This is a genomic window from Streptomyces sp. NPDC001351 (assembly GCF_042896045.1).
In the GTDB taxonomy this organism is placed as follows: Bacteria; Actinomycetota; Actinomycetes; order Streptomycetales; family Streptomycetaceae; genus Streptomyces.
The window spans coordinates 243,989-269,360 of the sequence record NZ_JBIAWS010000009.1; the positions used below are offsets into that span (position 1 = coordinate 243,989).

24 protein-coding genes are annotated in these 25,372 nt (G+C 70.7%); 10 read left to right on the forward strand and 14 right to left on the reverse strand.

Annotation, left to right across the window (positions count from 1 at the left end; genetic code table 11):
- Window positions 1-141: 141 nt before the first annotated feature.
- Window positions 142-555 (forward strand): Zn-ribbon domain-containing OB-fold protein, encoded by a 414-nt coding sequence (locus tag ACFY1U_RS31710; RefSeq protein ID WP_390697561.1) that lies wholly within the window; start codon window positions 142-144, stop codon window positions 553-555.
- Between the two features lie 7 nt (window positions 556-562).
- On the opposite strand, the gene ACFY1U_RS31715 is transcribed toward ACFY1U_RS31710, so the two are convergent.
- Window positions 563-1,906: a Gfo/Idh/MocA family protein gene (locus ACFY1U_RS31715; protein ID WP_390697562.1), complete on the reverse strand. Its 1,344-nt coding sequence runs from the start codon at window positions 1,904-1,906 to the stop codon at window positions 563-565.
- Window positions 1,907-2,092: 186 nt separating this feature from the next.
- On the opposite strand from ACFY1U_RS31715, the gene ACFY1U_RS31720 reads away from it, so the two are divergent.
- Window positions 2,093-4,870 (forward strand): hypothetical protein, encoded by a 2,778-nt coding sequence (locus ACFY1U_RS31720; protein ID WP_390697563.1) that lies wholly within the window; start codon window positions 2,093-2,095, stop codon window positions 4,868-4,870.
- 64 nt (window positions 4,871-4,934) lie between these two features.
- Here ACFY1U_RS31720 and ACFY1U_RS31725 read toward each other — a convergent pair whose 3' ends face one another.
- The 3 genes from ACFY1U_RS31725 to ACFY1U_RS31735 are packed head-to-tail and all read right to left on the reverse strand — an operon-like array spanning window position 4,935 to window position 7,334.
- Window positions 4,935-5,321 carry a PPOX class F420-dependent oxidoreductase gene (locus tag ACFY1U_RS31725; RefSeq protein ID WP_390697564.1) on the reverse strand — a complete coding sequence of 129 codons (387 nt, stop codon included), beginning with the start codon at window positions 5,319-5,321 and terminating at the stop codon, window positions 4,935-4,937.
- A 35-nt stretch (window positions 5,322-5,356) separates the two neighbouring features.
- Window positions 5,357-6,100 carry a type 1 glutamine amidotransferase domain-containing protein gene (locus ACFY1U_RS31730; RefSeq protein ID WP_390697565.1) on the reverse strand — a complete coding sequence of 248 codons (744 nt, stop codon included), beginning with the start codon at window positions 6,098-6,100 and terminating at the stop codon, window positions 5,357-5,359.
- A gap of 55 nt (window positions 6,101-6,155) precedes the next feature.
- Window positions 6,156-7,334, reverse strand: a complete 1,179-nt coding sequence (locus ACFY1U_RS31735; protein WP_390697566.1) for a MalY/PatB family protein — start codon at window positions 7,332-7,334, stop codon at window positions 6,156-6,158.
- A gap of 158 nt (window positions 7,335-7,492) precedes the next feature.
- On the opposite strand from ACFY1U_RS31735, the gene ACFY1U_RS31740 reads away from it, so the two are divergent.
- Entirely contained in the window at window positions 7,493-8,323 is an 831-nt protein-coding gene (locus ACFY1U_RS31740; protein ID WP_390697567.1) for an SAM-dependent methyltransferase, read from the forward strand.
- A gap of 115 nt (window positions 8,324-8,438) precedes the next feature.
- Window positions 8,439-9,821 carry a S1 family peptidase gene (locus ACFY1U_RS31745; RefSeq protein ID WP_390697568.1) on the forward strand — a complete coding sequence of 461 codons (1,383 nt, stop codon included), beginning with the start codon at window positions 8,439-8,441 and terminating at the stop codon, window positions 9,819-9,821.
- Between the two features lie 4 nt (window positions 9,822-9,825).
- Here the strand turns inward: ACFY1U_RS31745 and ACFY1U_RS31750 are convergent, their stop codons facing one another.
- The 3 genes from ACFY1U_RS31750 to ACFY1U_RS31760 form a co-directional block, all read right to left on the reverse strand.
- A complete protein-coding gene (locus ACFY1U_RS31750) occupies window positions 9,826-10,698 on the reverse strand; it encodes an EamA family transporter (protein WP_390697569.1) in 873 nt (290 codons plus the stop codon).
- A 59-nt stretch (window positions 10,699-10,757) separates the two neighbouring features.
- The gene (locus ACFY1U_RS31755; RefSeq protein WP_390697570.1) at window positions 10,758-10,943 is read right to left on the reverse strand and encodes a hypothetical protein; all 186 of its coding nucleotides are present in this window, start codon (window positions 10,941-10,943) and stop codon (window positions 10,758-10,760) included.
- Between the two features lie 99 nt (window positions 10,944-11,042).
- The gene (locus ACFY1U_RS31760; RefSeq protein ID WP_390697571.1) at window positions 11,043-12,203 is read right to left on the reverse strand and encodes an ROK family protein; all 1,161 of its coding nucleotides are present in this window, start codon (window positions 12,201-12,203) and stop codon (window positions 11,043-11,045) included.
- Between the two features lie 168 nt (window positions 12,204-12,371).
- Between ACFY1U_RS31760 and ACFY1U_RS31765 the strand changes: the two genes are divergently transcribed.
- The 4 genes from ACFY1U_RS31765 to ACFY1U_RS31780 are packed head-to-tail and all read left to right on the forward strand — an operon-like array spanning window position 12,372 to window position 16,878.
- Window positions 12,372-13,337: a carbohydrate ABC transporter permease gene (locus ACFY1U_RS31765; RefSeq protein ID WP_390697572.1), complete on the forward strand. Its 966-nt coding sequence runs from the start codon at window positions 12,372-12,374 to the stop codon at window positions 13,335-13,337.
- Between the two features lie 19 nt (window positions 13,338-13,356).
- A complete protein-coding gene (locus ACFY1U_RS31770) occupies window positions 13,357-14,274 on the forward strand; it encodes a carbohydrate ABC transporter permease (RefSeq protein WP_390697573.1) in 918 nt (305 codons plus the stop codon).
- 10 nt (window positions 14,275-14,284) lie between these two features.
- A complete protein-coding gene (locus tag ACFY1U_RS31775) occupies window positions 14,285-15,634 on the forward strand; it encodes an ABC transporter substrate-binding protein (RefSeq protein ID WP_390697574.1) in 1,350 nt (449 codons plus the stop codon).
- Between the two features lie 44 nt (window positions 15,635-15,678).
- Window positions 15,679-16,878 carry a Gfo/Idh/MocA family protein gene (locus ACFY1U_RS31780; RefSeq protein WP_390697575.1) on the forward strand — a complete coding sequence of 400 codons (1,200 nt, stop codon included), beginning with the start codon at window positions 15,679-15,681 and terminating at the stop codon, window positions 16,876-16,878.
- A 25-nt stretch (window positions 16,879-16,903) separates the two neighbouring features.
- Here the strand turns inward: ACFY1U_RS31780 and ACFY1U_RS31785 are convergent, their stop codons facing one another.
- Together ACFY1U_RS31785 and ACFY1U_RS31790 are read right to left on the reverse strand one after the other, a co-directional pair.
- Complete coding sequence (locus ACFY1U_RS31785; RefSeq protein ID WP_390697576.1) at window positions 16,904-17,602, reverse strand: L,D-transpeptidase family protein; 699 nt, start codon at window positions 17,600-17,602, stop codon at window positions 16,904-16,906.
- A 201-nt stretch (window positions 17,603-17,803) separates the two neighbouring features.
- Window positions 17,804-18,601 (reverse strand): SDR family NAD(P)-dependent oxidoreductase, encoded by a 798-nt coding sequence (locus ACFY1U_RS31790; RefSeq protein WP_390697577.1) that lies wholly within the window; start codon window positions 18,599-18,601, stop codon window positions 17,804-17,806.
- A 49-nt stretch (window positions 18,602-18,650) separates the two neighbouring features.
- On the opposite strand from ACFY1U_RS31790, the gene ACFY1U_RS31795 reads away from it, so the two are divergent.
- Window positions 18,651-19,199, forward strand: a complete 549-nt coding sequence (locus ACFY1U_RS31795; RefSeq protein WP_390697578.1) for a hypothetical protein — start codon at window positions 18,651-18,653, stop codon at window positions 19,197-19,199.
- Here ACFY1U_RS31795 and ACFY1U_RS31800 read toward each other — a convergent pair.
- From ACFY1U_RS31800 to ACFY1U_RS31815, 4 genes are all read right to left on the reverse strand, one after another.
- Window positions 19,190-20,104: an SDR family oxidoreductase gene (locus tag ACFY1U_RS31800; RefSeq protein WP_390697579.1), complete on the reverse strand. Its 915-nt coding sequence runs from the start codon at window positions 20,102-20,104 to the stop codon at window positions 19,190-19,192. The genes ACFY1U_RS31795 and ACFY1U_RS31800 overlap by 10 nt on opposite strands.
- Before the next feature lie 104 nt (window positions 20,105-20,208).
- Window positions 20,209-20,616 (reverse strand): hypothetical protein, encoded by a 408-nt coding sequence (locus ACFY1U_RS31805; protein ID WP_390697580.1) that lies wholly within the window; start codon window positions 20,614-20,616, stop codon window positions 20,209-20,211.
- Between the two features lie 154 nt (window positions 20,617-20,770).
- Window positions 20,771-21,400: an MBL fold metallo-hydrolase gene (locus ACFY1U_RS31810; RefSeq protein ID WP_390697581.1), complete on the reverse strand. Its 630-nt coding sequence runs from the start codon at window positions 21,398-21,400 to the stop codon at window positions 20,771-20,773.
- Entirely contained in the window at window positions 21,400-22,485 is a 1,086-nt protein-coding gene (locus tag ACFY1U_RS31815) for an S-(hydroxymethyl)mycothiol dehydrogenase (protein WP_390697582.1), read from the reverse strand. Before ACFY1U_RS31815 ends, ACFY1U_RS31810 begins: the two co-directional genes overlap by 1 nt.
- A gap of 171 nt (window positions 22,486-22,656) precedes the next feature.
- Here ACFY1U_RS31815 and ACFY1U_RS31820 point away from each other — a divergent pair, with 171 nt between their 5' ends.
- A complete protein-coding gene (locus tag ACFY1U_RS31820; protein ID WP_390697583.1) occupies window positions 22,657-24,408 on the forward strand; it encodes an ABC transporter ATP-binding protein in 1,752 nt (583 codons plus the stop codon).
- Window positions 24,409-24,494: 86 nt separating this feature from the next.
- Here the strand turns inward: ACFY1U_RS31820 and ACFY1U_RS31825 are convergent, their stop codons facing one another.
- Window positions 24,495-25,337 carry a (2Fe-2S)-binding protein gene (locus ACFY1U_RS31825; RefSeq protein WP_390697584.1) on the reverse strand — a complete coding sequence of 281 codons (843 nt, stop codon included), beginning with the start codon at window positions 25,335-25,337 and terminating at the stop codon, window positions 24,495-24,497.
- Window positions 25,338-25,372: the final 35 nt, after the last annotated feature.

Here is a 25,372-nt window from a genome sequence, read left to right on the forward strand (position 1 = left end):
TTGAGGGTACGCAGTGTCTTTACGTATGACACTCAGTGCCATACATTGATGCCGTGCACGGTGGCACGGCGACCGGGCACGTGCGTGCGCGGTTGACCCGCGCACGCGGGATTCCGGGCCGAGCGCAGGGAGTTGACCAGCGTGTACCACCACTCAGGAAACGTTGCTCGTCAGGCGGCCGGCTCCGCGGCAGGCCTGCTCGATCCCGGGACGCACGACGCGGACACCATCCTCTTCCAGCGGTGCACCTGGTGCGGCACGGCCATGTACCACCGGCTGCTGTGTCCGGTCTGCCAGGGCGGCGACCTGCGCACGGAGCGCAGCGAGGGCGTGGGCACGGTCCGCCATGCGACGATCGTGCACCGCAACACCCCCGCCGCCCGCAATGTCTCGCTCGTGGAGATGGCCGAGGGGTTCGTGGTGCGCGGCAGGGTCATGGGCCCGCTGATCGGCATTCACAGCGGTGACCGGGTCCGGCTGTCGACGGCCAAGGACCCGGTCCGCGGCGAGCCGGTCTTTCAGTTGGTCGACGAGCCCTACCGCGCCTGGTCCTGACACCTCCTCAGCTCCGCCACACTCCGGGGACCAGGTCCCGCACGGACACGGGCCGTCCCGTCTCGAAGCACCGGTTGGCGGCGAGCCCCACGGCGAGAGCGAGGGCGCCGTCGCGCTGGGTGGCGGTGGGATGCGCTGCCGCACCCTGATCCGGCGCAGCGGAGTCCAGGGGTCCGAAGAGCGCGTCGAGCATACGGGGGTCTCCCCCGCCGTGGGCCTCGTGGGCGGCGTCCAGCGGCACCTCGACCGGAGGCCGCCACAACGGACGCCAGGTGAGCCGTGCACCGCCCGCGTGCTCGGCAGCCGTGTCGCCGTGCAGCGCGCCGCTGTCGGAGGCGACCGGGGTCCGCGGCTGCGCCCAGCGGCTCTCCTCCACCTCCAGCTCGAGACGGCCGCCGCTGCCGTTGAACATGACGCGGTAGCCCTCCCAGGGGGAGTACGCGGTGAGGTGGTAGGTCATCGACGCCCCGCGCGCGTAACGGACGAGGACCGCCATGTCGTCCTCGATGGTGACCGGGCCGCCGAAGACATTGCGGTCGCGGAGGTAACCGTCGTCCCCCTCTGCGGCCAGATACAGGGCTCGCAGGGTCTCGTTGCCGGCCAGGTCCAGGGCGAAGGGGTCGTCGGCGGCCGGGGCGGACCCGTGGGCGCGGTCGTAGTCCCGGCGCAGTCCATGGCGTTCGCCCGCCTCGGGGCCGTAGAAACCGAGCCGGCCGTAGCCGAAGACCTCGTGCGGCTCGTCGGCGAGCCACCAGTTGACCAGGTCGAAGTGGTGGCTCGACTTGTGCACCATCAGGCCGCCGCTGTGGTGCTTCTCGCGGTGCCAGCGGCGGAAGTAGTCGGCGCCGTGCCGTACGTCGAGGACCCACTCGAAGTGCACGGAGAGGATCTCGCCGATCGCGCCGTCGGCCAGCAGCGCCCGCACCTTCTCGTGCACCGGGTTGAAGCGGTAGTTGAAGGCGACAGTGAGGGGATTGCCGGTGGACTGCACCGCGTCGAGGATGCGTGCGCAGCGGTCCGCGTCGACGGTCATCGGCTTCTCGGTGACGACGCGGCAGCCCGCCCGCAGCGCCGGCACGATGTAGCGGTCGTGCGCGGCGTCGACGGTGGTGACGACGACCTCGTCGATGGCCTCCTCGGCGAGCATGTCGGTGAAACGGTCCGGTTCCCACTCGGTGGCTGCCGGTTCCCCGGCGGCGGCCAGCGCCCGGTTGTGGAAGGCCATCCGCGTCGGGCTCGGGTCGCACAGGGCTGCCACGCGGTGGCCGGGGCGGGCGGCGAGTCCCCGCACGAAGGTCTGGGCGCGATGGCCGGTGCCGACGACGGCGGCGCGCAACGGTGTTCGGCTCATTGGGGGGTCCTGTCCCGCAGGCCCGGCGTCCATGCCTGGTCGTCGGGGTCGGCCTGATCGCATCACCGGGCACCAGCCGAATCGGCAGTCACAGGCAACCCACAGGTCCCTCCTGCCGTCCTCTGAAACGCGTGACGCCCCGGCTGACCAACGGGGTGCTTCTGCTTGGTACTTGAGGAGGGGACCTTGTTCCGTGCCCGGCGAATATGGGTGACCGCTGCGGCGGTGCTCGCGGTGGCGGGGGGATCGCCAGGACTGGCGCAGGCGGCACCGCCGCCCGACGCCAGACCGTCAAGCACAGCCACCGACCAGGACGGTGGCCTGCCACCCGGCTGGCGAATCGCCGGCAAGGGTGACGCCCGGCAGCTCGTCTGGCGCTCGACCGCTCCCGTGCCGATGGGAGACGCGCGGGTCGAGTTCTACTCCGGGGGCCGGATGCTGGGCGTCCCGCAGCCGGACAGGGACGGCCGCACGTTCCGGCTCGGCCTCGGGCGAGGCGCGGCGGCAACCGGGCTGTCGGGTCTTCATGTGCGGGCCGGAGGGCGGGAGTTGGACGCCGCAGGCCGTAGCGAGACTCCGAGCGGACGGCGCTCCGCGGCGGCTCTGCCTCCCGCCCGGCTTCCCGCGAACTCCGTGGACCCCGGGAAGCCGGGCCAGTACGCCACGACCACCGGCGAGTACGACCTCGCCCCCGTGAAGTTGCCCGGCTTCCCCCAGCCGGTCGAGATGCGCGCCGTGGTGGTCGCCCCGAAGGGCGCCACCGGCCACCGGCCGCTCGCCCTGTTCCTGCACGGCCGCCACTCCACCTGCTACACCCGTACGAACGTGACCGGCGACTGGCCCTGCCCGCAGGGCACCAAGCCGATCCCGAGCTACCGGGGCTATCTGCGCGACCAGCGGCTGCTGGCCTCGCAGGGCTATGTGACGGTGTCGATCTCGGCCAACGGCATCAACGCCCAGGACGACGCGGCCGAGGACGGCGGCGCACAGGCCCGCTCCTCACTGGTCCGCGAGCACCTGGCGCGGTGGGCCGGATGGGCCGCCGACCCGGCCTCGGCCCCCGCGGCCGTACGCACCGCACCGCCGGCCGACCTCTCGCGCGTGCTGCTCGTCGGCCACTCCCGCGGCGGCGAGGGCGTCAACCGTGCGGCGATGGACAGCCTCAACCCTCCGCCCGCCGCGCAGGACGGCTACCACGGGCCGGTGCGCTGGCACATCCGCGGCACCGTCCTCATCGGACCGACGATCTTCGGCCAGAATCCGGTCGCGGACGTGCAGTCGGCGACGATCCTGCCGGGCTGCGACGGCGACGTGTCCGACCTGCAGGGCGAGGTCTATGTCGACGGCACCCGGTCGGTCAGCCGGGGTGCCGCGCTGCACAGCGCGGTGTACGTGGTGGGCGCCGACCACAACTTCTTCAACACCGAGTGGACCCCGGGACAGGCGCAGGCGCCCGCCGAGGACGACTTCTACGACGACCCGGACCACCGCGACCCGGTGTGCTCGCCGGGTACCGCGACCCGGCTCACCGCGAACCAGCAGCACCAGGCGGGCAGCACCTACATCGCGGCGGCGGCCCGGCTGTTCGTGGCCGGGGACGACCGGGTACGGCCCCTGCTCGACGGCTCGGGCCGACGGGCCCCGTCGGCCGATCCCGCGCGGGTGCTCACGCATGCGGTCGGGGCGAACCGTGAGGGCGGGTTCCTGCCGGACGGCAAGGTCACGGTGACCGGCGGGCGGCTGTGCTCGGCCGCCGATCCGGACGACCACGTGGCCTGTCTGGGATCCCGTGTGAAGGGTGCTTCGCCGCACTTCGCACGGTGGGAGACGGACCGAGAGGCCGGCCGGCGCGCGGTCGCGCTGCGTTGGTCGGCGGCCGGCTCGGCGACCCGGGTGCGCCCCGATGCGCCGGTGTCGCTGGGCGGTGCCAAGGACCTCGCCCTGCGCGTGATCGTGCCGCCCGACTCGACCGGCACCAAGCTCGACGTCTCCCTCACCGACACCCGTGGCAAGCGGGCCAACCTCGGCCGCACGGCTGTCGACGGCCTGCCGGGCACGGAACGGACCGCTTCCTACTGGGCGCGCGAGGTCCGCGTCCCGCTGTCGGCGGCGTCCCGGGCCGGTCTCGACCTCAAGCACATCAAGTCCCTTGACCTGACCCCGCGTTCGCGCTCCGGACAGGCCTGGCTGATGGACGCCTGGGGCTGGCGGCCGGGCACCCCTGCGGTTCAGCAGGCCCCGCTGGCACGCGTCGACATCGGCCGCACGACCGTCAAGGAGGGCGACTCGGGCGTCCGCACGTACCGGGTGCCTGTCGAGGTGTCCGGGCAGGGCAGCGGGCAGGTGCGGGTGTACGTCGTCGACCCCGTCACCGGCAGGGCCACGGCACGCCTGGTCACGGTGCATCCCGGCGGCCACGACATCGACGTACCGGTGGAGGTGAAGGGCAACACGCGCTACGCGTACGACGTGGACCACACGGTGATCGTGAAGGCCGTGCGGGGCGCTGTCATCGGCTCGTACCGCGGTGGCGTGACGGTGCAGAACGACGACCCGATGCCCACCATCACCGTGACGCCGGTGGCGGACCGGGTGACCGAGGGGAACCCGCTGAAGTGGAAGGTGTCCCTCTCGGAGGCCGCGGACGTGGACCTGAGCCCGATGTTCGTCGTCACCCCGGTCACGGGCGGACCGGAGCTGTCCACCAAGGACGTCGACCCGGCGTGGCTGGCCGGCGCCTCGGGCGAGTCGCCGGATCCGGAGCGTCCCCTGTCGCAGATCAAGTACCTCTACCTGGCGGCGAACGTGCCCAGGGGGAAGCTGAGTGCGGACGTGTCCCTGCCGACGGTCAAGGACCGGGTGACGGAGCCGGCCGAGTCCGTGCGCTTCCAGCTGACGAACGACAACGGTGATCCGCAGCCCGGCGGGCCGGTGCTGACCGGCACGGTGCTGGACGGCTCGTAGAGCGCGGTTCGCCGTCGTGACGGCCGTGTGGTCCTCCCGGGAGGAGCACGCGGCCGTACGCGTTCTACGGCTTCAGCGTCACGCGGATGCCGATGGTGCCCTTCAGCCCTCGGCGCAGCCGGCTGCCGAGCAGGGTGAGCCGGCCGACGATGCCGTACTTGCGGGCGATGAGCTCTCGATAGCGGGCAACGGTCGCCTCGTCGCCGATCTCCGCGGTGGCCGGGAGCTGCGCGCCGGTGGGGTTGCCGCGCAGGTCGCAGGGGCCGACGAGGATGTCGCCGCGAGCGCGGATCCGCTTCACCTTCCAGGAGTCGGCCGCCGTCCACACCCCGAGCGTGTCACCGTCCCGCACCACCCACACCGGGGTGGCCACCGGCGTGCCGTTCTTGCGGTAACTGGTGACCAGCACGTACTTCCCCGCCCCGAGCCGCTCCAGCGCCGTGTCGTCCATACCGAAAAGTCTAAGCAGGCTGACCCGCAGACACCTCACTCGAGAAGCTGGAGAAACCGACGCGCGAAAAGATACGCGTCCCCCGGCCACCGCGCCGACAGATAACGGCCGTCCTGCACGACAAAGGCGTACGTGTCGTCGTCCGCGGTACCGCGCTGGGTCAGAACCCGAGGGCCACGCTCGAACTGTTCAGCCGGCTCGGCGAGAGCAGAACGCACCTCGTCCTCCACATACGCCGGGTAGGTCCGGTAGTACCGCCCGAGCCGCCACGCGGTGGTCAGGTAGGCGGTGCGCTCCATGTACTTGGGCAGGCACGTCGTGCGCCGGTCGGCGAGGACACTGCGTCCCGTTCCGGCGTCCCGGGTGCGAGCCAGGACGAGCACCCCGTGGCAGATCGCACCGACCGGTCGCTCCAGCCCCCAGAACCGGGCGGCCTGCCGTTGCAGCGAGGCCGAGCCGAGGTACTGCCGCATACCGGGCGCGTGGCCGCCCGGCAGCAGCAGCCCGTCGTACTCGGTCACGTCCAGGTCGGCCCAGGCGGCCGTGGCGGTGAACTCCGGTGCCGCGGTGAGCTGTTCGTAGAACCGCTTCGGTTCGTCCTCCGCGCCGAGCTGCCCGAAGAGCACACCGGTCAGCAGCCGTGGATCGGCCGCGGGCCGGGTCCCGGCGCGCTCGGTGGCGAAGACGACCTCGTGCCCGGCGTCGGTGAGCAGTCGCCAGGGCACGGCGACCTCGGTGACGTCGAAGTCCTGGTCAGGGAGGGGGATCAGCACGCGCATGGGGCCATCATGCAGGGCTGTCACGTGTCCATGACACCCCCGCCCGGGTGTCGGTTCAGGCGAGTGCCGCCGCCATCCGCCGGACGCCCTCCGTGATCACCTCGGGCGAGGTCGCCAGGTTCAGGCGTACGTGCCCCCTCCCGCCGGTGCCGAAGGGGATCCCCGAGTTCAGGGCCACCCTCCCCCGCTCCAGGAACACCTGCGCCGGATCCTCGCCGAGGCCGAGTCCGCGGCAGTCGAGCCAGGCCAGGTAGGTGGCCTGGCCCGGACGGTAGGAGAGCGCGGGGAGGTGTTCGGCGAGCAGGCCGGTGAGCAGGCGCCGGTTGTCGTCGAGGCCGCTGAGCAGCGCGTCCAGCCAGGCGGTGCCCTCGGTCAGGGCGGCCGTGTGGGCGATGACGCCGACGTGGCTGGGGCCGTGGCCGACCTCCTCGGGCAGGCGGGCGAGGTCGGCGGCGGCCGCGGGTCCGGCGATCGCGAGCGCGGCTTTCAGCCCCGCCAGGTTCCACGCCTTGGACGCGGACATGAGGGACAGGCCGCTCTCCCCGCCGGGAACGCTCAGGTACGGCACGAAGTCGGCTCCGGAGAAGGCCAGCGGGGCGTGGATCTCGTCGGCGACCACGCGGACGCCGTACCGGTCGGCGAGCGCGGCCACGGCGGTCAGTTCCCCGGCGGTGTGCACGGTGCCGGTCGGATTGTGGGGGCTGCACAGCAGGTAGGCGGCCCGGCGTCCGCCGGCGACCGCCTGCCGGAAGGCCTCTTCCAGGGCGTCGAGGTCGATGCGCAGGTCCGCCCCGAGGGGAGCCTCCCGCACCTGCCGGTCCATGTGCTCGATGAACTGGTAGAAGGGCGGGTACACCGGCGAGTTGACGACCACCGGGTCCCCGTGCCCGGTGACCAGCTTGAGCATCTCGACGACGCCGAGCATGACGTCGGGCACGATCGCGGTGCGCTCCACGGCGAGGCCGTCCCATCCCCAGCGCTTCTCGGCGAACCCGGCGAGCGCCTCGGCGTAGGCGGTACCCGCCGGGTAGCCGGTGTCCCCGAGCGCAAGCGCCTCCGTGACCGCGCGGACGACGGGTCCGGCGAGGGGCACGTCCATCTCGGCCACCCACAGCGGCAGCACGTCGGCCGGGTAGGTGCGCCATTTCATGCTCGTACGACATCGCAGGGTCTCGAGGGAGAGTGCGCGCAGTGGGTTCGGTTCGCCGGACGTGTCATGCGGGGTGCTGGCCATGGGGCACAAGATAGGGGCTGCGGTGTGACCTGGCACGATCTGGAATCGCCCGCGGGGAAAAGATCCGCACCGCGCTCTCGGCAGACATCAACATGGCCGTCTAGATTGCCGTTTGACGTCCTGCACAGCGCACCATCAGGCACCCAGGAGCAGAGCCCGTGACGGAGAACCCGGCAACCACCGAAGATCCCGCCGCGGCGCTGCGCAGCCGCATCCACACGCTGCGCCCGCACACCGCCCGGATCTGGAACTACTGGCTGGGCGGCAGCGACTACTACGAGGTCGACCGCATCGCCGGCGACCGGATCCGTGAACTCCATCCGGCCATCGGCGAGTACGCCCGCGCGGACCGCCTCTTCCTGGGTCGTGCCGTGCGTCATCTGGTGGCTGACGCGGGGATCCGGCAGTTCCTCGACATAGGCACCGGCCTGCCCACCGCCGACAACACGCACGAGGTCGCCCAGCGTCTGGCCCCGGACGCGCGGATCGTCTACGTCGACAACGACCCGCTCGTCCTGGCGCACGCCCGCGCCCTGCTCACCAGCTCGCCCGAGGGCCGCACGGACCACCTGGACGAGGACCTGCGCAACGTCGACTCGATCCTGGAGCGCGCCGCCGACACCCTGGACTTCACCCGGCCGGTCGCGCTGATGCTGCTCGGGGTGGTCATCTTCATCGGCGACGACGAGGACCCGTACGGCTTGGTGCGGCGGCTCATGGACGCGCTGCCCTCCGGCAGCCATCTCGTCCTGTCCCACACCATCACGGGTCCCGCGCTGTCGGAGGTGGACGAGGCGGTGCGGTTCTGGAACGAGCACGGCATCCCGGCACTGACCCAGCGCACCCCCGAGGCCGTGGCCCGTTTCTTCGACGGTCTGGAGCTTCTGGAGCCGGGCGTGGTCTCGTGCTCGCGCTGGCGGCCCGAGCCCGCGGAGGCGGGGGAACCGCAGGAAGTGGCCCTGTACGGCGGGGTGGGCCGCAAGCGGTGAGAAGATCGCCCGCGCGCTGAACGCGACCGTCCCGGGCCACGTATGGAGGGAGGGCGCTCAACGACCGGAGGGCCCCGCGGTGTTCGCGCCGCGCGTTCGGGTTCGGGAGCCATGCATGAGGCACGCACGACGACGGATCGTCCGGCGAGTGACGCGGCTGGCGGCCGTCGGCGGACTCCTCCTGGGAGGAGCGATGGTGACGCAGGCCGCCATGGCGAGCGGGACTCCCGGCACCTCCGCCCTCCCGCTCAAGGCCTCGGGGACCTCGCCCAACCCCGGCGTCGCGCTCGTGTCCAAGCTCGGCACCTCCCGTACGGCGGGCACCTGGATCGGCGCGGACGGCCGTCCGGTCGTCGCGGTCACCGACGACGCGGCGGCGGCCGAGGTCAAGCGTGCGGGCGCCGAGGCGAAGATGGTGTCGCACAGCATGAACGAGCTGAAGGCGGCGGCGTCGACGCTGCGTGCCGCGCCCCGGGTCGCGGGCACGGCATGGGTCATGGACTACAAGACGAACCAGGTGGTGGTGCAGGCCGACAGCACCGTCTCGCCGACGGACTGGTCGAACCTGACCAAGGTCGCGGGCGGCATCGGCAGCTTCGTCCGCATGGAGCGCACCCAGGGCACCTTCACCACCCGTCTCAACGGGGCCTCCCCGATCCTGTCCACCGGCGGACGCTGCTCGGCGGGCTTCAACGTGACCAACGGGCAGAGCGACTTCATTCTCACCGCCGGGCACTGCGGGCCGACCGGGTCCGTCTGGTTCGCGGACAACCAAGGCAACCAGCAGCTGGGCAGGACCGTGCAGCAGAACTTCCCCGGCAGTGACTTCTCACTGGTCCAGTACGCGACCGGCGCGGCGGGAGCCGGGGCCGACATCGTGGCCATCGGCAACGGCAACGGGGTGCGCATCACGGGAGTGGGCGATCCGGCCGTCGGGGAACGGGTGTTCCGCAGCGGCAGCACCAGCGGTCTGCACGACGGCGAGGTCAAGGGGCTCGACGCGACGGTCAACTACCCGGAGGGCACCGTCACCGGCCTCATCGAGACGAACGTGTGCGCCGAGCCCGGGGACAGCGGCGGCCCGTTGTTCTCCGAGGGCATCGCGCTGGGCGTGACCTCGGGCGGCAGCGGTGACTGCACGTCGGGCGGTACGACGTTCTTCCAGCCGGTGACCAAGGCGATGCAGGCGCTCGGCGTCCAGCTGATCGTGTCGAAGCAGGCCGCCGCGGGGCAGGGCTCCTCGCCGTCCTCCGCGCCCTCGTCCGCGGCCACGCACAGCGCGATCGCACCCAACGCGGCCTCACCCGGTTCCTCGACTCCCGTGACGGGCAGCGCGGACGGTTCGACGCTGCTGACCCGGCTCTCGGACCCCCAGAACATCGGTCCCGGAATGCTGGTGATCGGAGGCAGCCTGCTCGCCCTGGTGGCCACCCGCTGGATCCGCGCCGAACAGGACCGCAAGGCGTACCGGCGCTACTACTCGGCGACGTGGGGCTGACGGTTCAGCCGAGGGTCAGCAGGACCGTGGCGGCCGCTGCGCCCAGCAGGCCGGCTGTCTGGCGTGGGGTGACGCGTTCGTGCAGCAGGGCCAGGCCGAGGACGACGGGAAGTGCCGGGTAGAGGGAGGCGAGGACCACGGCGACGGCGAGCAGCTGCCGCTGGGCGGCGAGCAGATAGAGGATCAGCCCGAGGGCGGCCCCGGCGCCGACGAGGAGGGCCTGTGCGGTGAGGCGTATCGGCAGCCGCAGCCGGTGTGGGTGCCGGCTCGCGGTGGGCAGCAGCAGGAGCACGGCGGCGACGCGGCCCGCGGCCACCGGCCACAGTCCGGCGGAGGATCCCGCCAGTCCGAGCGCGACGTACTGCACGGCGACCCCCGCGCTCGCCAGCAGACCGTCTGCCACCTGCCCGCTCGCGCCCCGGCCGCCTGCTCCCCCGCCGGCGACGAGCCAGAGCGCGGGGACGGTCACCGCGATGCCGGTCCAGGCCAGGGCGCCGGGGCGGTCACCGAGGGCGAGCACCCCGCACAGCACGGACAGGGCGACGCCGGTCACCGCGCTCACGGGCACGACGACGCTCTCCCCCAGCTCTCGGCTTCGCTCGAGCCGGGCGGTGCCCCCATCACCGCGGCTCAGTCCCCGGTTGAGGAAGTGCATGGCGATGCCACTGCCGACGCCGGACAGGGCACCCCAGAGGAGGTCGGCGGGGCGGACGGCGCCGGCCGGCACGAAGAGGGCGGCCATGCTCGCAAGGAGCAGGCCGCCCAGCTGGCCGAGGAAGGTGATGGCGGTGAAGGGGGCACGGCGGGACAGAAGCCCGCCGGTGAAGTCGACGATGCCGTAGCAGACCGCCGAGGCCAGTGCGAGGAGAGGGCCCATCCGATGGGGGGTGCCCCGGTCGGGGGCCCCGATGCGCGGCGGGCCTCAGCGGGTGGTGCTCAGGCCGCCCGCGCCGGTTGCGGGGCCGCGGCGGCCCACTCCAGGACGAGGCGCTGGTACTCCTCGCGCTGCTCGCCGCTCAGTGTCCCGCCCGACCGGCGCCACAGGGCCCGGATCTCCTCGTTGACCTCGGCTGCCGAGCGCTCGGAGACGGGTTCAACAGTGGTGGACATGCTGTGAAGCATACGGCTCCGGAGGTGAAGGCGCTGTGAGTAAGGCGACATCAAGGGGGCATATCGGACGTGTTGCTGATCACGTCCATCTGACAACGTGAGTCGCCGAGTTCAGGCTTCCGCCGCCCCCAGCACCAGCACCTGGATCGCCAGGACGGCCGCACCGCGGGCCCAGTCGTGGAAGTCGGACACCTTGGTCTCCAGGGGGACCGGGCCGGCCATCGGATGCCGGTGGGCGGCGATCGTCTGCCGCACTGTGTCTCCGGCCACATCCATCAGGCCGACACCCTCGCCCGCAAGAAGGATCTTCTGCGGCATGACGAAGTTGGCGATCTGGGCGACCAGGGCGCCGAGGGCGCGCGCCGCCTCGTCGATGACGCGGGCGGGCATGGGTTCACCGGCGGCGGCGAGGGCGAGGATCTCCTCGTAGGTCCGGTCGCGACCGGTGGCGGCCCGGACCTGGTAGCGGATGCTGGAGATGGTCAGCAGTGAGACGGCGCTGCCGCGTTCGCCGTCGGGGGTGAGCGGCCCGTTGGTGTTGATGATCCAGTGGCGGCCGAAGCCGCGGTCCTCCTCCGCGCAGGAGACCCGTTTGCCGCCCAGGACCAGCCCGTAGCCGATGCCGGCGCCGATGGTGAGGACGACGAAGCGCTCCAGGCCGCGCCCGGCTCCGAACCAGGTCTCGGCCTCGACGAGGGCGGCGACGTCGTTCTCGACGACGACGGGCAGTCCGGTGCGCTCCTCGACCAGCCCCGCCAGCGGGACGTCCCGCCAGTGCAGGAACGGCGACTCCCCCACCACGGCCCGGTCCTCGACCAGACCGCCCACGCCGATTCCGATGCCGGCCAGTCGCGGATGGATGCGGGCGAGCTCGTCCGTCATCTCGGCGAGCACGTCGGCGACTTCGGCCGGCTCATGGGTGGTGAGCGGGCGGTCACAGCGGGCGACGATGTCGCTGCGGAGGGTGGTCACGACGCCGTAGACCATGTCCTCGGTGATCTTGAAGCCGATGAAGGAGCGGGACTCGGCGACGACGGCCAACGGCTGTGAGGGGCGCCCCTGGCGCACCTCCGCCGGGGCTCCGGCCTCGGCGACCTCGATCAGCAGGCCCGACTCGATCAGCGGTTTGGTCAGCCGGGTGAGGCTGCCCGCGGAGAGGTCGAGCCGCCGGGCGAGTTCGGTACGCGACAGCGGGCCGTTCACGAGCACCTCGATCGCCACCGAGCGCTCACCGGGGCTCAGCGGAAGCCAGCTGTCGGCAACTGTGGTCATGAAGGTCAGACTCCCACATGATTCTTTTCGTTATGGAAGTAACCAGGTCAGGTTAGCGCGCTCGATCCCCTCGGAAAAAGATACGAGCAGGCCCCTTGACGCATTGATTCTTTCGTACCAAAAGTAAGTGGCCCGAGGACGAGCCGCCGCAGACGAGGGAGTCTCCCGATGACCATCGCCTCCAGCAGCCCTCCGTCGCGCCTGCCACTGCGCGGCCGGGAGAGGGCAGTGACCGAACAGAGGACGGGACGGGCCAGGGCCCGCGAGGACGGGGGCGACGGACGGCTGGCCGCGGTGTTCATCGCGCCGGCGCTGCTGGGCTTCACGGTCTTCCTGCTCTGGCCGACGCTGCGCGGCATCTATCTGAGCTTCACGCGCTTCAACCTGCTCACTCCGGCCAGGTGGGTCGGCCTGGACAACTACATACGGATGGTCCACGACCCGATCTTCTGGGACTCGCTCAAGGTCACCGTCGAGTACGTGGTCATCAACATCGGTGTCCAGACGGTGGCGGCGCTCGCCGTCGCGGTGCTGCTGCAGCGGCTGACGCAGTCGGCGGTGCTGCGCGGGATCGTGCTGACCCCGTACCTGATGTCGAACGTCGTGGCGGGCGTCGTCTGGCTGTGGATCCTGGACACCCAGCTCGGCATCGGCAACCAGCTCATCGGGGCGCTCGGCTTCGACCACATCCCGTTCCTCGCCGACGAGCACTGGGCGATCCCCACGATCGCGCTGATCAACGTGTGGCGGCACGTCGGCTACACCGCGCTGCTGCTGTTCGCCGGGCTCATGGCCATCCCGAACGACATGTACGAGGCGGCCCGGGTGGACGGCGCGAGCGAGTGGCGGATGTTCTGGCGGATCACGCTCCCGCTGCTGCGGCCGGTACTGGCGGTCGTGCTGATCATGACGGTGATCGGCTCGTTCCAGGTGTTCGACACCGTCGCCGTGACCACCATGGGCGGCCCGGCCGACGCCACCAACGTGCTTCAGTACTACATCTACGGCGCCGCCTTCGGCCGCTTCCAGTTCGGCTACGCCTCGGCCATGTCCGTGGCCCTGCTCCTCGTGCTGAGCGCGATCACGTTCCTGCAGTACCGGCTCACCCGGGCCGGCCAGAGCGATCTCGGCTGACGGAAGGGAGACGAACCACATGGCTGCCGTGGCAACCACGACGACCGTACGGCCCACCAGGCGCCGGCCCTCCTTCGGCCGGATCGCCGCCTGGGCGGTGATGGCCGCGATCCTGCTCATCACGCTGCTGCCGTTCTACTGGATCCTGCGCACCGCGCTGTCCACCAACACCGCCCTCGCCGCCCATCCCGGCGACCCCCTGCCGGTCGACCTGACGGCCGGCGGCTTCGAGCGGGCGCTGGGCCTGCAGTCGGCGAAGGAGGCGATCGCGCAGGGCGGTGCGGGCGGCGGACTGAGGTTCTGGCGCTATCTGCTCAACTCGGTGATCGTCTCGACGCTGATCACCGTCTGCCAGCTCTTCTTCTCCGCCATGGCCGCGTACGCCTTCGCGCGCCTGAGGTGGCGCGGCCGGGACCAGGTGTTCGGGCTGTTCCTCGCCGGGCTGATGGTGCCCGCGATCTTCACGCTGCTGCCGAACTTCGTGCTCATCAAGCAACTCCACCTGGTGGACACGCTGTTGGGCATCGCCCTGCCGACGATGTTCATGACGCCGTTCGCGGTGTTCTTCCTGCGCCAGTTCTTCCTGAACGTCCCGCGGGAGGTCGAGGAGGCCGCCCTGCTGGACGGGGCGGGGAAGGTGCGGGTCTTCTTCCGGGTGCTGCTGCCGATGGCGTCGACGCCCATCCTCACCCTGGGCGTGCTGACGTACATCACCTCGTGGAACGACTACTTCTGGCCGCTGATGGTGTCCTACAGCGACAGCTCGCGGGTGCTGACGGTGGCGCTGGCCATCTTCCGGGCGCAGACCCCGCAGACCGGCTACGACTGGTCCGGTCTGATGGCCGCGACCCTCATCGCCGCGCTTCCGATGCTCGTGCTCTTCGGGTTCTTCGCGCGCCGCATCGTCAGCACCATCAGCTTCACCGGGATCAAGTAAGGGGACCGACATGCGAGTTCGGATGCGAAGCGCCCTGGCGCTGACCGGTGCGCTGGCGCTGTCCCTGGTCGCCGGGTGTGCGAAGGGCAGCGGCGCGGGAGGGGACGCGAACACGGTGACGTACTGGCTGTGGGACTCCAACCAGCTGCCCGCCTACCAGGCCTGCGCGAAGGAGTTCGAGAAGGAGAATCCCGGGCTGAACGTGAAGATCAGTCAGATGGGCTGGGACGACTACTGGACCAAGCTGACCGCCAGTTTCATCGCGGGCACTCAGCCGGACGTCTTCACCGACCACGTCCAGAAGTTCGGCCAGTTCGCCGATCTGAAGGTGCTCGAACCGCTGGACGACCTGGGCATCGACCCGGCCGACTACCAGTCGGGACTGGCCGACAACTGGCTCGGAAAGGACGGCCACCGCTACGGCGCCCCCAAGGACTGGGACACGGTCGCCCTCTTCTACAACACGAAGATGACGAAGGCGGCCGGGATCACCCCTCAGCAGCTCAACTCCCTGGCATGGAACCCGAAGGACGGCGGTAGCTTCGAGAAGGCCATCGCCCACCTGACGATCGACGTCCACGGCAGGCGCGGCGACCAACCCGGTTTCGACAGGAAGCACGTCAAGGTGTACGGCCTCGCGACCGGCGGTGGCGGCGACGGCGACGGTCAGACGCAGTGGAGCAACTTCGCCGCGTCCGCCGGCTGGAGCTACACCGACAGGAAGCGCTGGGGCACCAAGTACGACTACGACAGCAAGACCTTCCAGTCAGTGATCAAGTGGTACTTCGGGCTGGCGAAGAAGGGTTATCTGGCGCCCCTGACGGACTACAGCGCGGGCGCCAACCCCGCCAACGCCCAGGTGGCCGCGGGCAAGGCGGCGACCGCTTTCGACGGCGCCTGGATGATCTCCACGTACTACGCGATGAAGGGCATCAAGGTCGCCACCGCCTCCACACCCGTCGGCCCGACCGGCAAGCGGGCCACCATGATGAACGGCCTCGCCGACTCCATCACCAAGAATGCCCACAACAAGCAGGGCGCCAAGAAGTGGGTGCGGTATCTGTCCTGGGACGCCTGCCAGAAGATCGTCGGCCGGTACGGCATCGTCTTCCCGGCGACCCTCGCGGGGACGAAGGCAGCGGTTGCCGCCTACGGGAAGAAGGGCATCGACGTCACGGCGTTCACCAAGCCGGTCGCCGACAAGAGGGACTTCAGGACCTTCACCTTCCCGATCACCAACAACGCGGCGGACGTGTTCGCCCTCATGCACCCGGCCATGCAGGGAATCTTCGGCGGTGACAGGTCCGTCACCAGCCTCGACCAGACCAACGACCAGATCAATCTGATCCTCTCCCAGTGATCTCCCGACCAGTGATCTCTCCACCAGTGAAGGGCACGCCTCACATGACGTTCTCGCTCGGCATCGTCGGTGCCGGCCAGTTCTCCGGCCAGTTCGCCACCCTCTTCCAAGCCCATCCCGGGGTGAGCGACGTCTACGTCACCGACCTCCTTCCCGAACGGGCCGAACAGCTCGCCGCGGCACAGCAGTTGGCGGGCACCTTCCCCTCGTACCAGGCCATGCTGGAGTCGGAGGCAGTCGACGCGGTCGCCATCTTCACCCAGCGCTGGACCCACGGACCGCTGGTCCTGCAGGGCCTGGCCGCCGGCAAGCACGTGTACTCCGCGGTCCCGATGGCGATCGCCACGGAGGAGATCGCCGCCATCATCGACGCGGTCAAGGCGACCGGGCTGACGTACATGATGGGCGAGACCAGCCAGTACAACCCGGCGACCGTGCACGCCCGCAACCAGATCGCCGAGGGCGCCTTCGGACGCATCTTCTACGCCGAGGGCGACTACGTCCACGACATGGATCTGGGGTTCTACGAGGCCTACCAGTACAGCGGCGGCGAGAACTGGAAGCAGACCGCCAGCTATCCCCCGCTGCTCTACCCCACGCACTCGGTGGGCGGGGTGCTCGGCGCCTGGCAGACGCACGCGGTGAGCGTGTCGGCGATCGGAGTGGTCGACGAGCGCGGCGACGGCGTCTTCGACAAGGACGTCAGCCAGTTCGGCAACGACTTCTCCAACGCGACCGCGCTCTTCGAGGTGGCCGGCGGCGGCTCGTTCCGTACGAACGAGTTCCGGCGGGTCGGCTATCCCTCGCACATCCGGGAGTCGCGTTTCCGCTTCTTCGGGACGGAGGCGAGCATGGAGCAGCTGGCCACGGTGGCCCTGTGGCAGGACAAGAAGGGCGTGAAGGACATCAGCGAGCTGCTCGAGCCCAAGCCCACCCTGTCCCCTGACGACCCGTCACTTCAGCACATCGCGCCGGATCTGCGGGCCGCTTTCACCTCGGGTTCGGCGCCGGTGCACGACCGGGCGCGGCTGCCGCGGGAGTTCGACAACCTGCACAACGGGCACGAGGGCAGCCACCACTTCCTGGTCGACGACTTCGTGACCGCCGTGAACACACGGTCGGTGCCGTCGGTCAACGCGTGGGTGGCCGCCCGCTACACCCTGCCGGGCATCGTGGCGCACGAGTCGGCGCGGCAGGGCGGGGTCAGGCTGGAGATCCCGGACTTCGGGGACGCCCCGCAGTAGACGGGACGCCGGGCCGGGCACCTGCTCAGGTGCCCGGCTTGCGGCCGTAGACGAAGACGTCGTCGCCGGTCTTCAGCAGGTCCCAGTACTTCTTGGCCGTGGTGGGGGTCATGTTGACGCAGCCGTGCGAGCCGGGCGGGTTCCACATGCTGAGGTTGACCGAGTGGAAGGCCTGGCCGCCGTCGAAGAACTGGCTGTAGGGCATGGGCACGTTGTAGATGTTCGAGACGTGGTTCTTGTCCCGCCAGTAGATCTTCTTCAGGCCGGTGCGGGTCTCGTAGCCGTCGCGGCCGGCGCGGACCGGAACGGGGCCGTAGACGAGCCTGCTGCCGTCCTGGATCCAGCTGAGCTGGAGGGTGAGGTTCACACAGGCGATGCGGCCCTTGTTGGTCGGGCAGGCGCCGTCCCGGTTGGGGTTGGTACCGACGGCCTTCTGCTTGTTCATGAGGTCCATCACGCCCCAGGTGACGGAACCCGCGTAGCCGATGTTCGGGGTGATGCCGTGCTTGGTCTGGAAGGCCTTGATGGCCTTGCAGTCGGTAGCGGACTGCTTGCCGTCGACGGTCAGGCCGAGGAACTTCTCGACCTGCTTCTGGTAGGGCCCGGTCTGTGTGGTGCAGCTCGTGGCCGCCTGTGCGGGCGCCGTCCCCAGCGCGAGTGCGAGCGGTGCCACCAGTCCGGTGAGCCCGAGTGCGACGGCACCCCATCTGCGTATGTCCCCCATGGCCTGCCTTGCCTTTCGTGCGGTCGGATTCGGTCGGATCTGCGATCTCTGCCAGCTAGACCGGCGACCGGCGCGATCGGTTGCAAGGCCTCCTCACGATGCGACGAAACGGTGACATTCGCAGTGCCGCAGGTCACAGCGTGATGCACGCCCCAGGGGCGGGCCGCCTACGTCCCTGGGTTCTCACCTGTCCCGGGAGTCTCAGAGGTCCCGGTGCTGTCGTGTCGTCCTGAGGAATCCCGTGTTCACCGCGGTGACGCCGCCGTCGACCGTGAGCGAGGTGCCGGTGATCCAGGACGCCTCGCGGGAGGCGAGGAAGGCGACGGCGGCCGCGATGTCGTCCGGCTCCCCGACCCTGCCGAGGGGGTACAGCGGACGCATGGCCTCGAGCTCGTCCTCGCGGCCCTCCCACGCCGAGGTGCGCACCGTGCCGGGCACCACGAGGTTGACGCGGACGCCGCGTGCGGCGACGTGCGCGGCCATGGTGCGGGTCAGGGAGACCAGAGCGGCCTTGGCCGCGCTGTAGGCGTGGTTGCCGAAGTCCTGAAGGGCGTTGACGGAACCGATGGTGACGACGGCGCCGCGGCCGGAGGCGGCCAGGTGCGGGAGGGCCGCACGGCAGCAGCGGTAGGTTCCCGTCAGGGTGATGTCGAGGTCGCGGTCCCAGGCCTCGTCCGGGCCGTCCTCGAACAGCGGGGTGTCGGGGGTGCAGCTCGCCGCGCTGTTGACCAGGACGTCCAGCGAGCCGAAGGCGTCCACGGCATGCGCGACAGCCGCCTCCACCGAGGACCGGTCGGCCACATCGCACCCCAACGCCTCGGCGGCCAGGCCCTGTTCGCGCAGGACTTCCGCCGTCCTGGCCGCCTCGGGTGCGTCCACGTCGGTCAGCAGCACCCGCGCCCCTTCCTCGGCCAGCCGCCGGGCGACGGCGGCTCCGATGCCGCGGGCGGCTCCGGTGACGAGAACTCCGTACCCCTCGAAACGCTTCGTGTCAGCCATGGGCCGAACCTACTCCCGGGGCGATCAAGAAGGCAGATAACGTGCGGCCATGTCCGCGTTCATACAGCAACTTCCCGCGCTCATCGGTGTGGTGATCGGCGCATTCGGTTCCTATCTGGCGGTCGTGCGGGGCGACCAGGTGAGGTTCCGACGCGAACAGGCGGCACGATGGGAGGAGAGACGGCTGGCGGTGTACTCCGACTACGCGCGGTCGGTGAAGCAGACGGTCACGGTGACGTACCGGGTCGCTTCCGAACTCGGCAACGGGAGCCACCCGGATCCCCTCACCCTGGAAGAGGCCAAGCCGCTGCTGGCCGCGGCGAACGCCGGACGAGACCCTGCGGGTGAGGCGCTGATCATGCTGGGCAGCCCCGAGGTGGTGACGAAGTCACGGGCCTGGGTCGTGACGGTGATGGAGATGGAACGGTTCGTGCGTGAGGGCACCAGGGATCCGGAGGCCTGGCGGTCGCTGCTGGATCAGCAGCGCGCCGGACGTACGGCCTACTACGCGGCGGTGCGGGAGGACCTCGGCCTTCCGCCGGGCCATTCGGCGCGCTGGTCCGTCCGCGCCGGGGACCCCGTGTCTCCTCAGCGGTAGCCGGTCGGGTCCGCCGGCTTCCCCGCGTCCTGCACCTCGACGAGATACCGCCAGGCGTCCGGGCGGCTGCCGTCGAGGTCCGTGAAGCCGTACTCCTGGGCGAGTGAGCCGCTGGAGAGGGACGCGCCGTTCCACCGGGCCACCTCGGGGTCGGCGGCGAGGACGGCGACGGCACGCCCCACGTAGTGCGGGGTCTCGGAGATCGCGAAGTGGGGGACGCGTTCGAGGGCGTCGCGCCAGTTGTCCTCGCGGACGCCGAACTGGTCGAGCATGATCTCCGAGCGCAGCCAGCCGGGCGTCAGCGCGAGGGCCGTCGCCCCGCGCGGTCCGAGTTCATGGGCCAGGGCGAAGGCCATGCGCAGCACGGACGCCTTGGCGAGGTCGTAGAAGAAGGAGACGCGGTAGGTGTCGCGGTTGTACTCGGCGGTTCCGTCGGTGACCTCCACGACCAGGCCGCCGGGGTGGCGCAGCAGGAGGGGCAGGGCGTGGTGGCTGGTGATCGCGTGGGTCTCGACGGCGAGCCGCAGCAGCCGGAGTCCGTCGTCGAGGTCGTGCTCCCAGAGGGGCCTGTCCCATGCGAAGAGGTTCTCGCCGCCCCAGATGTCGTTGACGAGGACGTCGAGTCGGCCCTGTTCGTCCGCGATCCGGTCCACGAGGGTGCGGACCTGCGCGGGGTCGAGGTGGTCGGTCGGTACGGCGATGCCCCGGCCGCCCGCTTCGGTGACGAGGTCGGCGGTGTCCTCGATGGTCTCGGGGCGGTCGTACTCCGAGCGCTGCGCACGGGTGGTGCGTCCGGTGACGTACACCGTGGCGCCGGTCGCGCCGAGTTCCACGGCGATGCCTCGCCCGGCCCCACGTGTCGCCCCGGCGACCAGCGCGACCTTGCCCTTCAGCGGCTGTGACATGTCCGGCCTCCCGTTGAACGCGTTCGTCGCCTTCACACTGCCGGGTAAGCCGGACATCCTCTGTCGTCTTTATGCCGAGTGTTGCGTCGTCCTCGGGACGCGCGTCACCTCGGCTGCACGACCGTCAGCGCCCACTGGATCGTCTGCTTCGAGGCATGGATGCCCACGCCGAAGGATCCCGACTGGACGACGCCCTGGTCCAAGGTCACCGAGCCGACGCCGGCGGACCTGGCCGGACAGCGGACGGAGAACTCTGCCACCTGCGTGTCCAGCGACTGCATCGTCACTTTCACGTGGCCGCCGCCTTTGCAGGCCACGGTCAGGACGGTCCGCCGATACTGGGTCGCACCGGCCGACACGGCGCCACCGTCGCCCGTCTGCCCCGTCACCCACAGCAGGCCGTCCTCCCCGGGATCCGGCAGCAGCACGTCGTCCGCCGCGGCGGATCCGGTTCCGGCCGCGATCGCTCCTAAGGCCACCAGCGCCGTCAGAGCCAGTCGGGTACGTCTCACGCTTACTCCCTGATGATCGATTACGGAGTCGTCAGTCTGCGTCGGCGGACGGCCGCGAGGCATGAGTACGCGTACTCATCCGGCAGGGCGCGGTTCCGCCGACCAGGGGTTCTCCGGCCCGATGGGTTTCGGCCCGGGTGGCCGCGATCCGGCCTCAGTGGCCGGGGGCGATCCACTCCTCCAGGTGGGGTGCTTCGGCTCCGATGGTGGTCGGATCGCCGTGGCCGGTGAGGACCTTGGTCTCCGGGGGGAGGGTGAGCAGACGGTCGCGGATGGAGTCGATGATCGTCGGGAAGTGGGAGTAGGAGCGGCCGGTCGCGCCGGGGCCGCCCTGGAAGAGGGTGTCCCCGGTGAAGACCGCGGCCAGGGCGGGGTCGTGGAGGCAGACGGCGCCCGGCGCGTGGCCGGGCGTGTGGATCACGGTGAGGTCGACCCCTGCCGCCTCGATGACCTGGCCGTCGGCCAGGTGGGCGTCGGGGTCGCGGTCGGGGTGGGTGAGCTTCCACAGCGGCAGGTCGTCGGGGTGCAGCCAGATGGTCGCGCCGGTGCGGTCGGCGAGCGCGGGCGCGGCGTCGATGTGGTCGTTGTGGGCGTGGGTGCACACGATGGCCGCCAGGCGGCGGTCCCCGACGGCCTCGGCGATGGCGTCGGCGTCATGGGCCGCGTCGATGACGATGACCTCGTGGTCGTCGCCGACGATCCAGACGTTGTTGTCGACCTCCCAGGTTCCGCCGTCGAGGCTGAAGGTGCCGGAGGTGACGAGACGTTCGATGCGTGCGGCCATCACAGCACCACCACCGAGCGCAGCACGTCGCCGTGGTGCATCCGCTCGAACGCCTTCTCCACGTCGGTGAGTTGGATGGTCTCCGTGACGAACTTGTCCAGCGGCAGGCGGCCCTGCAGGTGCAGGTCGATGAGCATCGGGAAGTCGCGGGAGGGCAGGCAGTCGCCGTACCAGGACGACTTCAGCGATCCGCCGCGCCCGAACACGTCCAGCAGGGGCAGTTCGAGCTTCATCTCGGGGGTGGGCACTCCGACGAGGACGACCGTGCCGGCGAGGTCGCGGGCGTAGAAGGCCTGCTGGTACGTCTCGGGGCGCCCGACCGCCTCGATGACGACATCGGCGCCGAAGCCGCCGGTCAGCTCGCGGATGGCGTCCACCGGGTCGCTGTCCTTGGAGTTGACCGTGTGCGTGGCGCCCATCTCGCGTGCCTTGGCGAGCTTGCGGTCGTCGATGTCCACCGCGATGATCTTCGCGGCGCCGGCCAGGTTCGCGCCCGCGATCGCCGCGTCACCCACGCCACCGCAGCCGATGACGGCGACCGTGTCGCCACGGCCGACGTTGCCGGTGTTGATGGCCGCGCCGATGCCGGCCATCACGCCGCAGCCCAGCAGCCCGGCCACCTGCGGCGCCACGCTCGCATCCACCTTCGTGCACTGCCCGGCCGCGACCAGCGTCTTCTCCGCGAACGCGCCGATGCCCAGCGCCGGGGACAGCTCGGTGCCGTCGGTGAGGGTCATCTTCTGCTCGGCGTTGTGGGTGTTGAAGCAGTACCAGGGCCGCCCCCGCAGACAGGCCCGGCAATTGCCGCACACCGCACGCCAGTTGAGGATCACGAAGTCACCGGGGGCGAGGTCCGTGACGCCCGCGCCGACCGACTCCACCACGCCGGCCGCCTCATGACCGAGCAGGAAGGGGAAGTCGTCACTGATTCCGCCCTGCTTGTAGTGCAGATCGGTATGACACACCCCGCACGCCTGGATCCGTACGACCGCCTCCCCCGGACCGGGGTCCGGCACGACGATCGTCTCCACCCGCACCGGCTCACCCTTGCCCGGTGCGATCACGCCGCGTACTTCCTGCGCCATGGCGTTGAAACCTTTCGTCTGCGGATGTCCGTGCTTCCGACCCTACGGGTAACTGATCAGTAACGGTGCCGGAGCCCGCCACGTTCGGGCCGTGGCCGTGCGGGAGCGACCGCACCTCGTGGGCGGGCGCCGACGTAGCCTGAATGCTCCGCACGACTCCCGAGGAGCGCCGTGAGCATCGCCGAGCCCGAGCCCCGACCGCCCGCCTGGCGGCTGCTCCTCGCCTATGTACGACCGCACCGGTGGGCCCTGCTGGCGGGCGCACTGTTGTCGCTGGTCACGGGGGCGACCGGGCTGCTGCTGCCGCTGGTCGCCAAGGGGCTGATCGACGATCTGTCGCACGACCGGGCCATCACGGGCGCGCTGCTCGCCATGTCGGGACTGGTGGTCACCAACGCCGCGCTGGGCGCGCTCGGTTCGTATGTGCTGCGGCGGACCGCGGAGTCGGTGGTGCTCGGCGCGCGGCGCGCCCTGTCCTCGTATCTGCTGCGGTTGCGGATCCCCGCGGTGGACCGCAGCGAACCGGGCGACCTGATGGCCCGCATCACCTCCGACACCACGCTGCTGCGCGAGGTCACCACCGATTCGCTGGTCGGCGTGGGCACGGGCGGGCTCACCCTTGTCGCGACGGTGGTGATGATGGGGCTGGTGGATCCGGTGCTGCTCGGCGTCACCCTGTGCGTGATCCTCGGGGCGGGCACGGTGCTCGGCGTGATCGTGCCGCGCATCAACCGGGCCAGCCGGCAGGCGCAGGACGCGGTCGGTGTGATGGGGGCCTCGCTGGAGCGGATTCTCGGCGCGCTGCGCACGGTGAAGGCGTCGGGCGCCGAGGACCGGGAGGAGCGGGCCCTGCACGAGGCCGCCGAGGAGTCGTGGCGGCAGAGCGTGCGCGCCGCCAAGTGGTCGGCGGCGGCGGGCAACACGGCCGGTCTCGCGATGCAGATCGCCTTCATCACGGTCCTCGCGGTGGGCGGGGCCCGGGTGGCGACCGGAGCCATCCAGGTGGGCACGCTGGTCGCGTTCCTGCTGTACGTCTTCTATCTGATGTCGCCGATCCAGCAGGTGGTCGGCGCGATCACGCAGTACCAGACGGGCGCCGCCGCCCTCGCCCGCATCCAGGAGGCGCTGAGCCTGCCCTCCGAACCGGCGGCCCGGCCCGCCCCGCTGCCCACCCCGGGCGCGGAACCGGCCGCGGTCGCCTTCGACGAGGTCCGCTTCCGGTACGCCGACGATCTGCCGTATGTCCATCACGGGGTGACGTTCTCCGTGCCGGCCCGTGGCATGACGGCGTTCGTCGGCCCGTCCGGCGCGGGCAAGACCACGGTGTTCTCGCTCATCGAGCGGTTCTACGATCCCGAGTCCGGGACCATCACGCTGGACGGAATCGGCCTGCGGGACTGGGAGTTGCCCAGGCTCCGGTCGGCGATCGGCTATGTGGAGCAGGACGCACCCGTGCTGTCGGGTTCACTGCGGGACAATCTGCTGCTGGGCGATCCGGATGCGGACGAGGACGCCGTCGCCCGGGTGCTGAAGACGACCCGGCTGGACGGCCTGGTCGCTCGGCTGCCCGGCGGCCTCGACACGCTGGTGGGGCACCGCGGCACCAAGCTGTCGGGCGGTGAGCGGCAGCGGGTCGCCATCGCCCGGGCACTGCTGCGCAGGCCACGGCTGCTGTTGCTCGACGAGGCGACCTCGCAGCTGGATGCGGTCAATGAGGCGGCGCTGCGGGATACGGTCGACGATGTCGCCCGGACTACTACCGTTCTCGTCGTTGCGCACCGGCTGTCCACCGTGGCGATGGCCGAGCGGATCGTGGTGATGGATGCGGGGCGGGTGCGGGCGGTTGGGACCCATCGGGAACTGGTTGCGGCGGATCCGCTGTACGCGGAGTTGGCGGCCACGCAGTTCCTTGCCACCAGCTGATGTGTTTTTGTTCGACTGCGGCGTCGTTGTGGCTGATCGCGCAGTTCCCCGCGCCCCTATGGGGCGCGCCCCCGGCCGTCTCCCTTTCAGCTCCCCAACCTGCGCAGGCGTTCCACGTCGCCGGTGCGAGGACAGGTCAGACATGCCTCGGCGGCGCGGATCGCGTAGAACATGCAGCAGCCGGTGCGGGTGCGGGTGATGTGCCGACGCCCGTCGGCGGCCGTCAGGTGGCGGAAGTCGGCTCCGTTCGGGTACGGGGACGCGGCGATCGGGAGGACTTCGGTGGCGGCCCGTACGGCGTCGGCCTCCTGGCCGAGCGTGCGGCCCAGGTACCAGATGCCGGACACGAGGTCGTCGGCGACCAGGCCCCAGAGGGAACGCGCGCCGCGTCGTGCGACCGGGCCGATCGCGGACATCAGCGGGCGCATGTGGTCGGCCATCGACATGCGCAACGCGGCCCGCAGCGGCTCCTCCTGAGAGGCCGTCAGCGCCCCCGGGAGCGAGGCGACAGGGTCGCCGGGCAGACAGACGAGTTCGGTTCCGGGCGTGATCTCGTACGAACCTGCGGCGAGGTCCAGCCGCAGGGCCTCGGGGCGGATGCGGGGTACGCGCCGTTCGAGGTACCAGGTCCCGCCCAGCAGGACGCCGAGGGTCCAGGCGTAGTCGTGCAGGGCCCGTGAGGCGGCGACGTCGCGGCGCGCGGTGATGCCGTATCGGGCGTGGATGCGGGCCGCCTCGGCGTCGACGAAGGCGTCGAGCACGCTGCGGTCGGACGCCAACTCGGCTGCCGCGACGGGGGCTTGAGGTTCATCCCCCGGCTCGACGACCCGTACGTGCAGCGTTTCGCAGATGTCGGTGAGTCTGCGGTAGGCACCGGCGAGGGCGTGCGTGACGGCGCCGGCGGGCGGGGTCTTCAGAGCCACGGACATGGGCGCTCCAGCACAGGACGTTCAAAGAAAACCGA

Excerpts from the sequence above, each read along its gene's own strand:
- ACFY1U_RS31725 (WP_390697564.1), bottom strand. The coding sequence starts at position 5,321 with ATGGACGACACGGCGCTGGAGCGGCTCGGGGCGGGGAAGTACGTGCTG.
- ACFY1U_RS31770 (WP_390697573.1), top strand. The coding sequence starts at position 13,357 with ATGGCTGCCGTGGCAACCACGACGACCGTACGGCCCACCAGGCGCCGG.
- ACFY1U_RS31785 (WP_390697576.1), bottom strand. The coding sequence starts at position 17,602 with ATGGGGGACATACGCAGATGGGGTGCCGTCGCACTCGGGCTCACCGGA.
- ACFY1U_RS31750 (WP_390697569.1), bottom strand. The coding sequence starts at position 10,698 with ATGGGCCCTCTCCTCGCACTGGCCTCGGCGGTCTGCTACGGCATCGTC.
- ACFY1U_RS31745 (WP_390697568.1), top strand. The coding sequence starts at position 8,439 with ATGAGGCACGCACGACGACGGATCGTCCGGCGAGTGACGCGGCTGGCG.
- ACFY1U_RS31765 (WP_390697572.1), top strand. The coding sequence starts at position 12,372 with ATGACCATCGCCTCCAGCAGCCCTCCGTCGCGCCTGCCACTGCGCGGC.
- ACFY1U_RS31780 (WP_390697575.1), top strand. The coding sequence starts at position 15,679 with ATGACGTTCTCGCTCGGCATCGTCGGTGCCGGCCAGTTCTCCGGCCAG.
- ACFY1U_RS31760 (WP_390697571.1), bottom strand. The coding sequence starts at position 12,203 with ATGACCACAGTTGCCGACAGCTGGCTTCCGCTGAGCCCCGGTGAGCGC.
- ACFY1U_RS31795 (WP_390697578.1), top strand. The coding sequence starts at position 18,651 with ATGTCCGCGTTCATACAGCAACTTCCCGCGCTCATCGGTGTGGTGATC.
- ACFY1U_RS31810 (WP_390697581.1), bottom strand. The coding sequence starts at position 21,400 with ATGGCCGCACGCATCGAACGTCTCGTCACCTCCGGCACCTTCAGCCTC.
- ACFY1U_RS31755 (WP_390697570.1), bottom strand. The coding sequence starts at position 10,943 with ATGCTTCACAGCATGTCCACCACTGTTGAACCCGTCTCCGAGCGCTCG.
- ACFY1U_RS31800 (WP_390697579.1), bottom strand. The coding sequence starts at position 20,104 with ATGTCACAGCCGCTGAAGGGCAAGGTCGCGCTGGTCGCCGGGGCGACA.
- ACFY1U_RS31730 (WP_390697565.1), bottom strand. The coding sequence starts at position 6,100 with ATGCGCGTGCTGATCCCCCTCCCTGACCAGGACTTCGACGTCACCGAG.
- ACFY1U_RS31790 (WP_390697577.1), bottom strand. The coding sequence starts at position 18,601 with ATGGCTGACACGAAGCGTTTCGAGGGGTACGGAGTTCTCGTCACCGGA.
- ACFY1U_RS31825 (WP_390697584.1), bottom strand. The coding sequence starts at position 25,337 with ATGTCCGTGGCTCTGAAGACCCCGCCCGCCGGCGCCGTCACGCACGCC.
- ACFY1U_RS31735 (WP_390697566.1), bottom strand. The coding sequence starts at position 7,334 with ATGGCCAGCACCCCGCATGACACGTCCGGCGAACCGAACCCACTGCGC.
- ACFY1U_RS31715 (WP_390697562.1), bottom strand. The coding sequence starts at position 1,906 with ATGAGCCGAACACCGTTGCGCGCCGCCGTCGTCGGCACCGGCCATCGC.
- ACFY1U_RS31775 (WP_390697574.1), top strand. The coding sequence starts at position 14,285 with ATGCGAGTTCGGATGCGAAGCGCCCTGGCGCTGACCGGTGCGCTGGCG.
- ACFY1U_RS31815 (WP_390697582.1), bottom strand. The coding sequence starts at position 22,485 with ATGGCGCAGGAAGTACGCGGCGTGATCGCACCGGGCAAGGGTGAGCCG.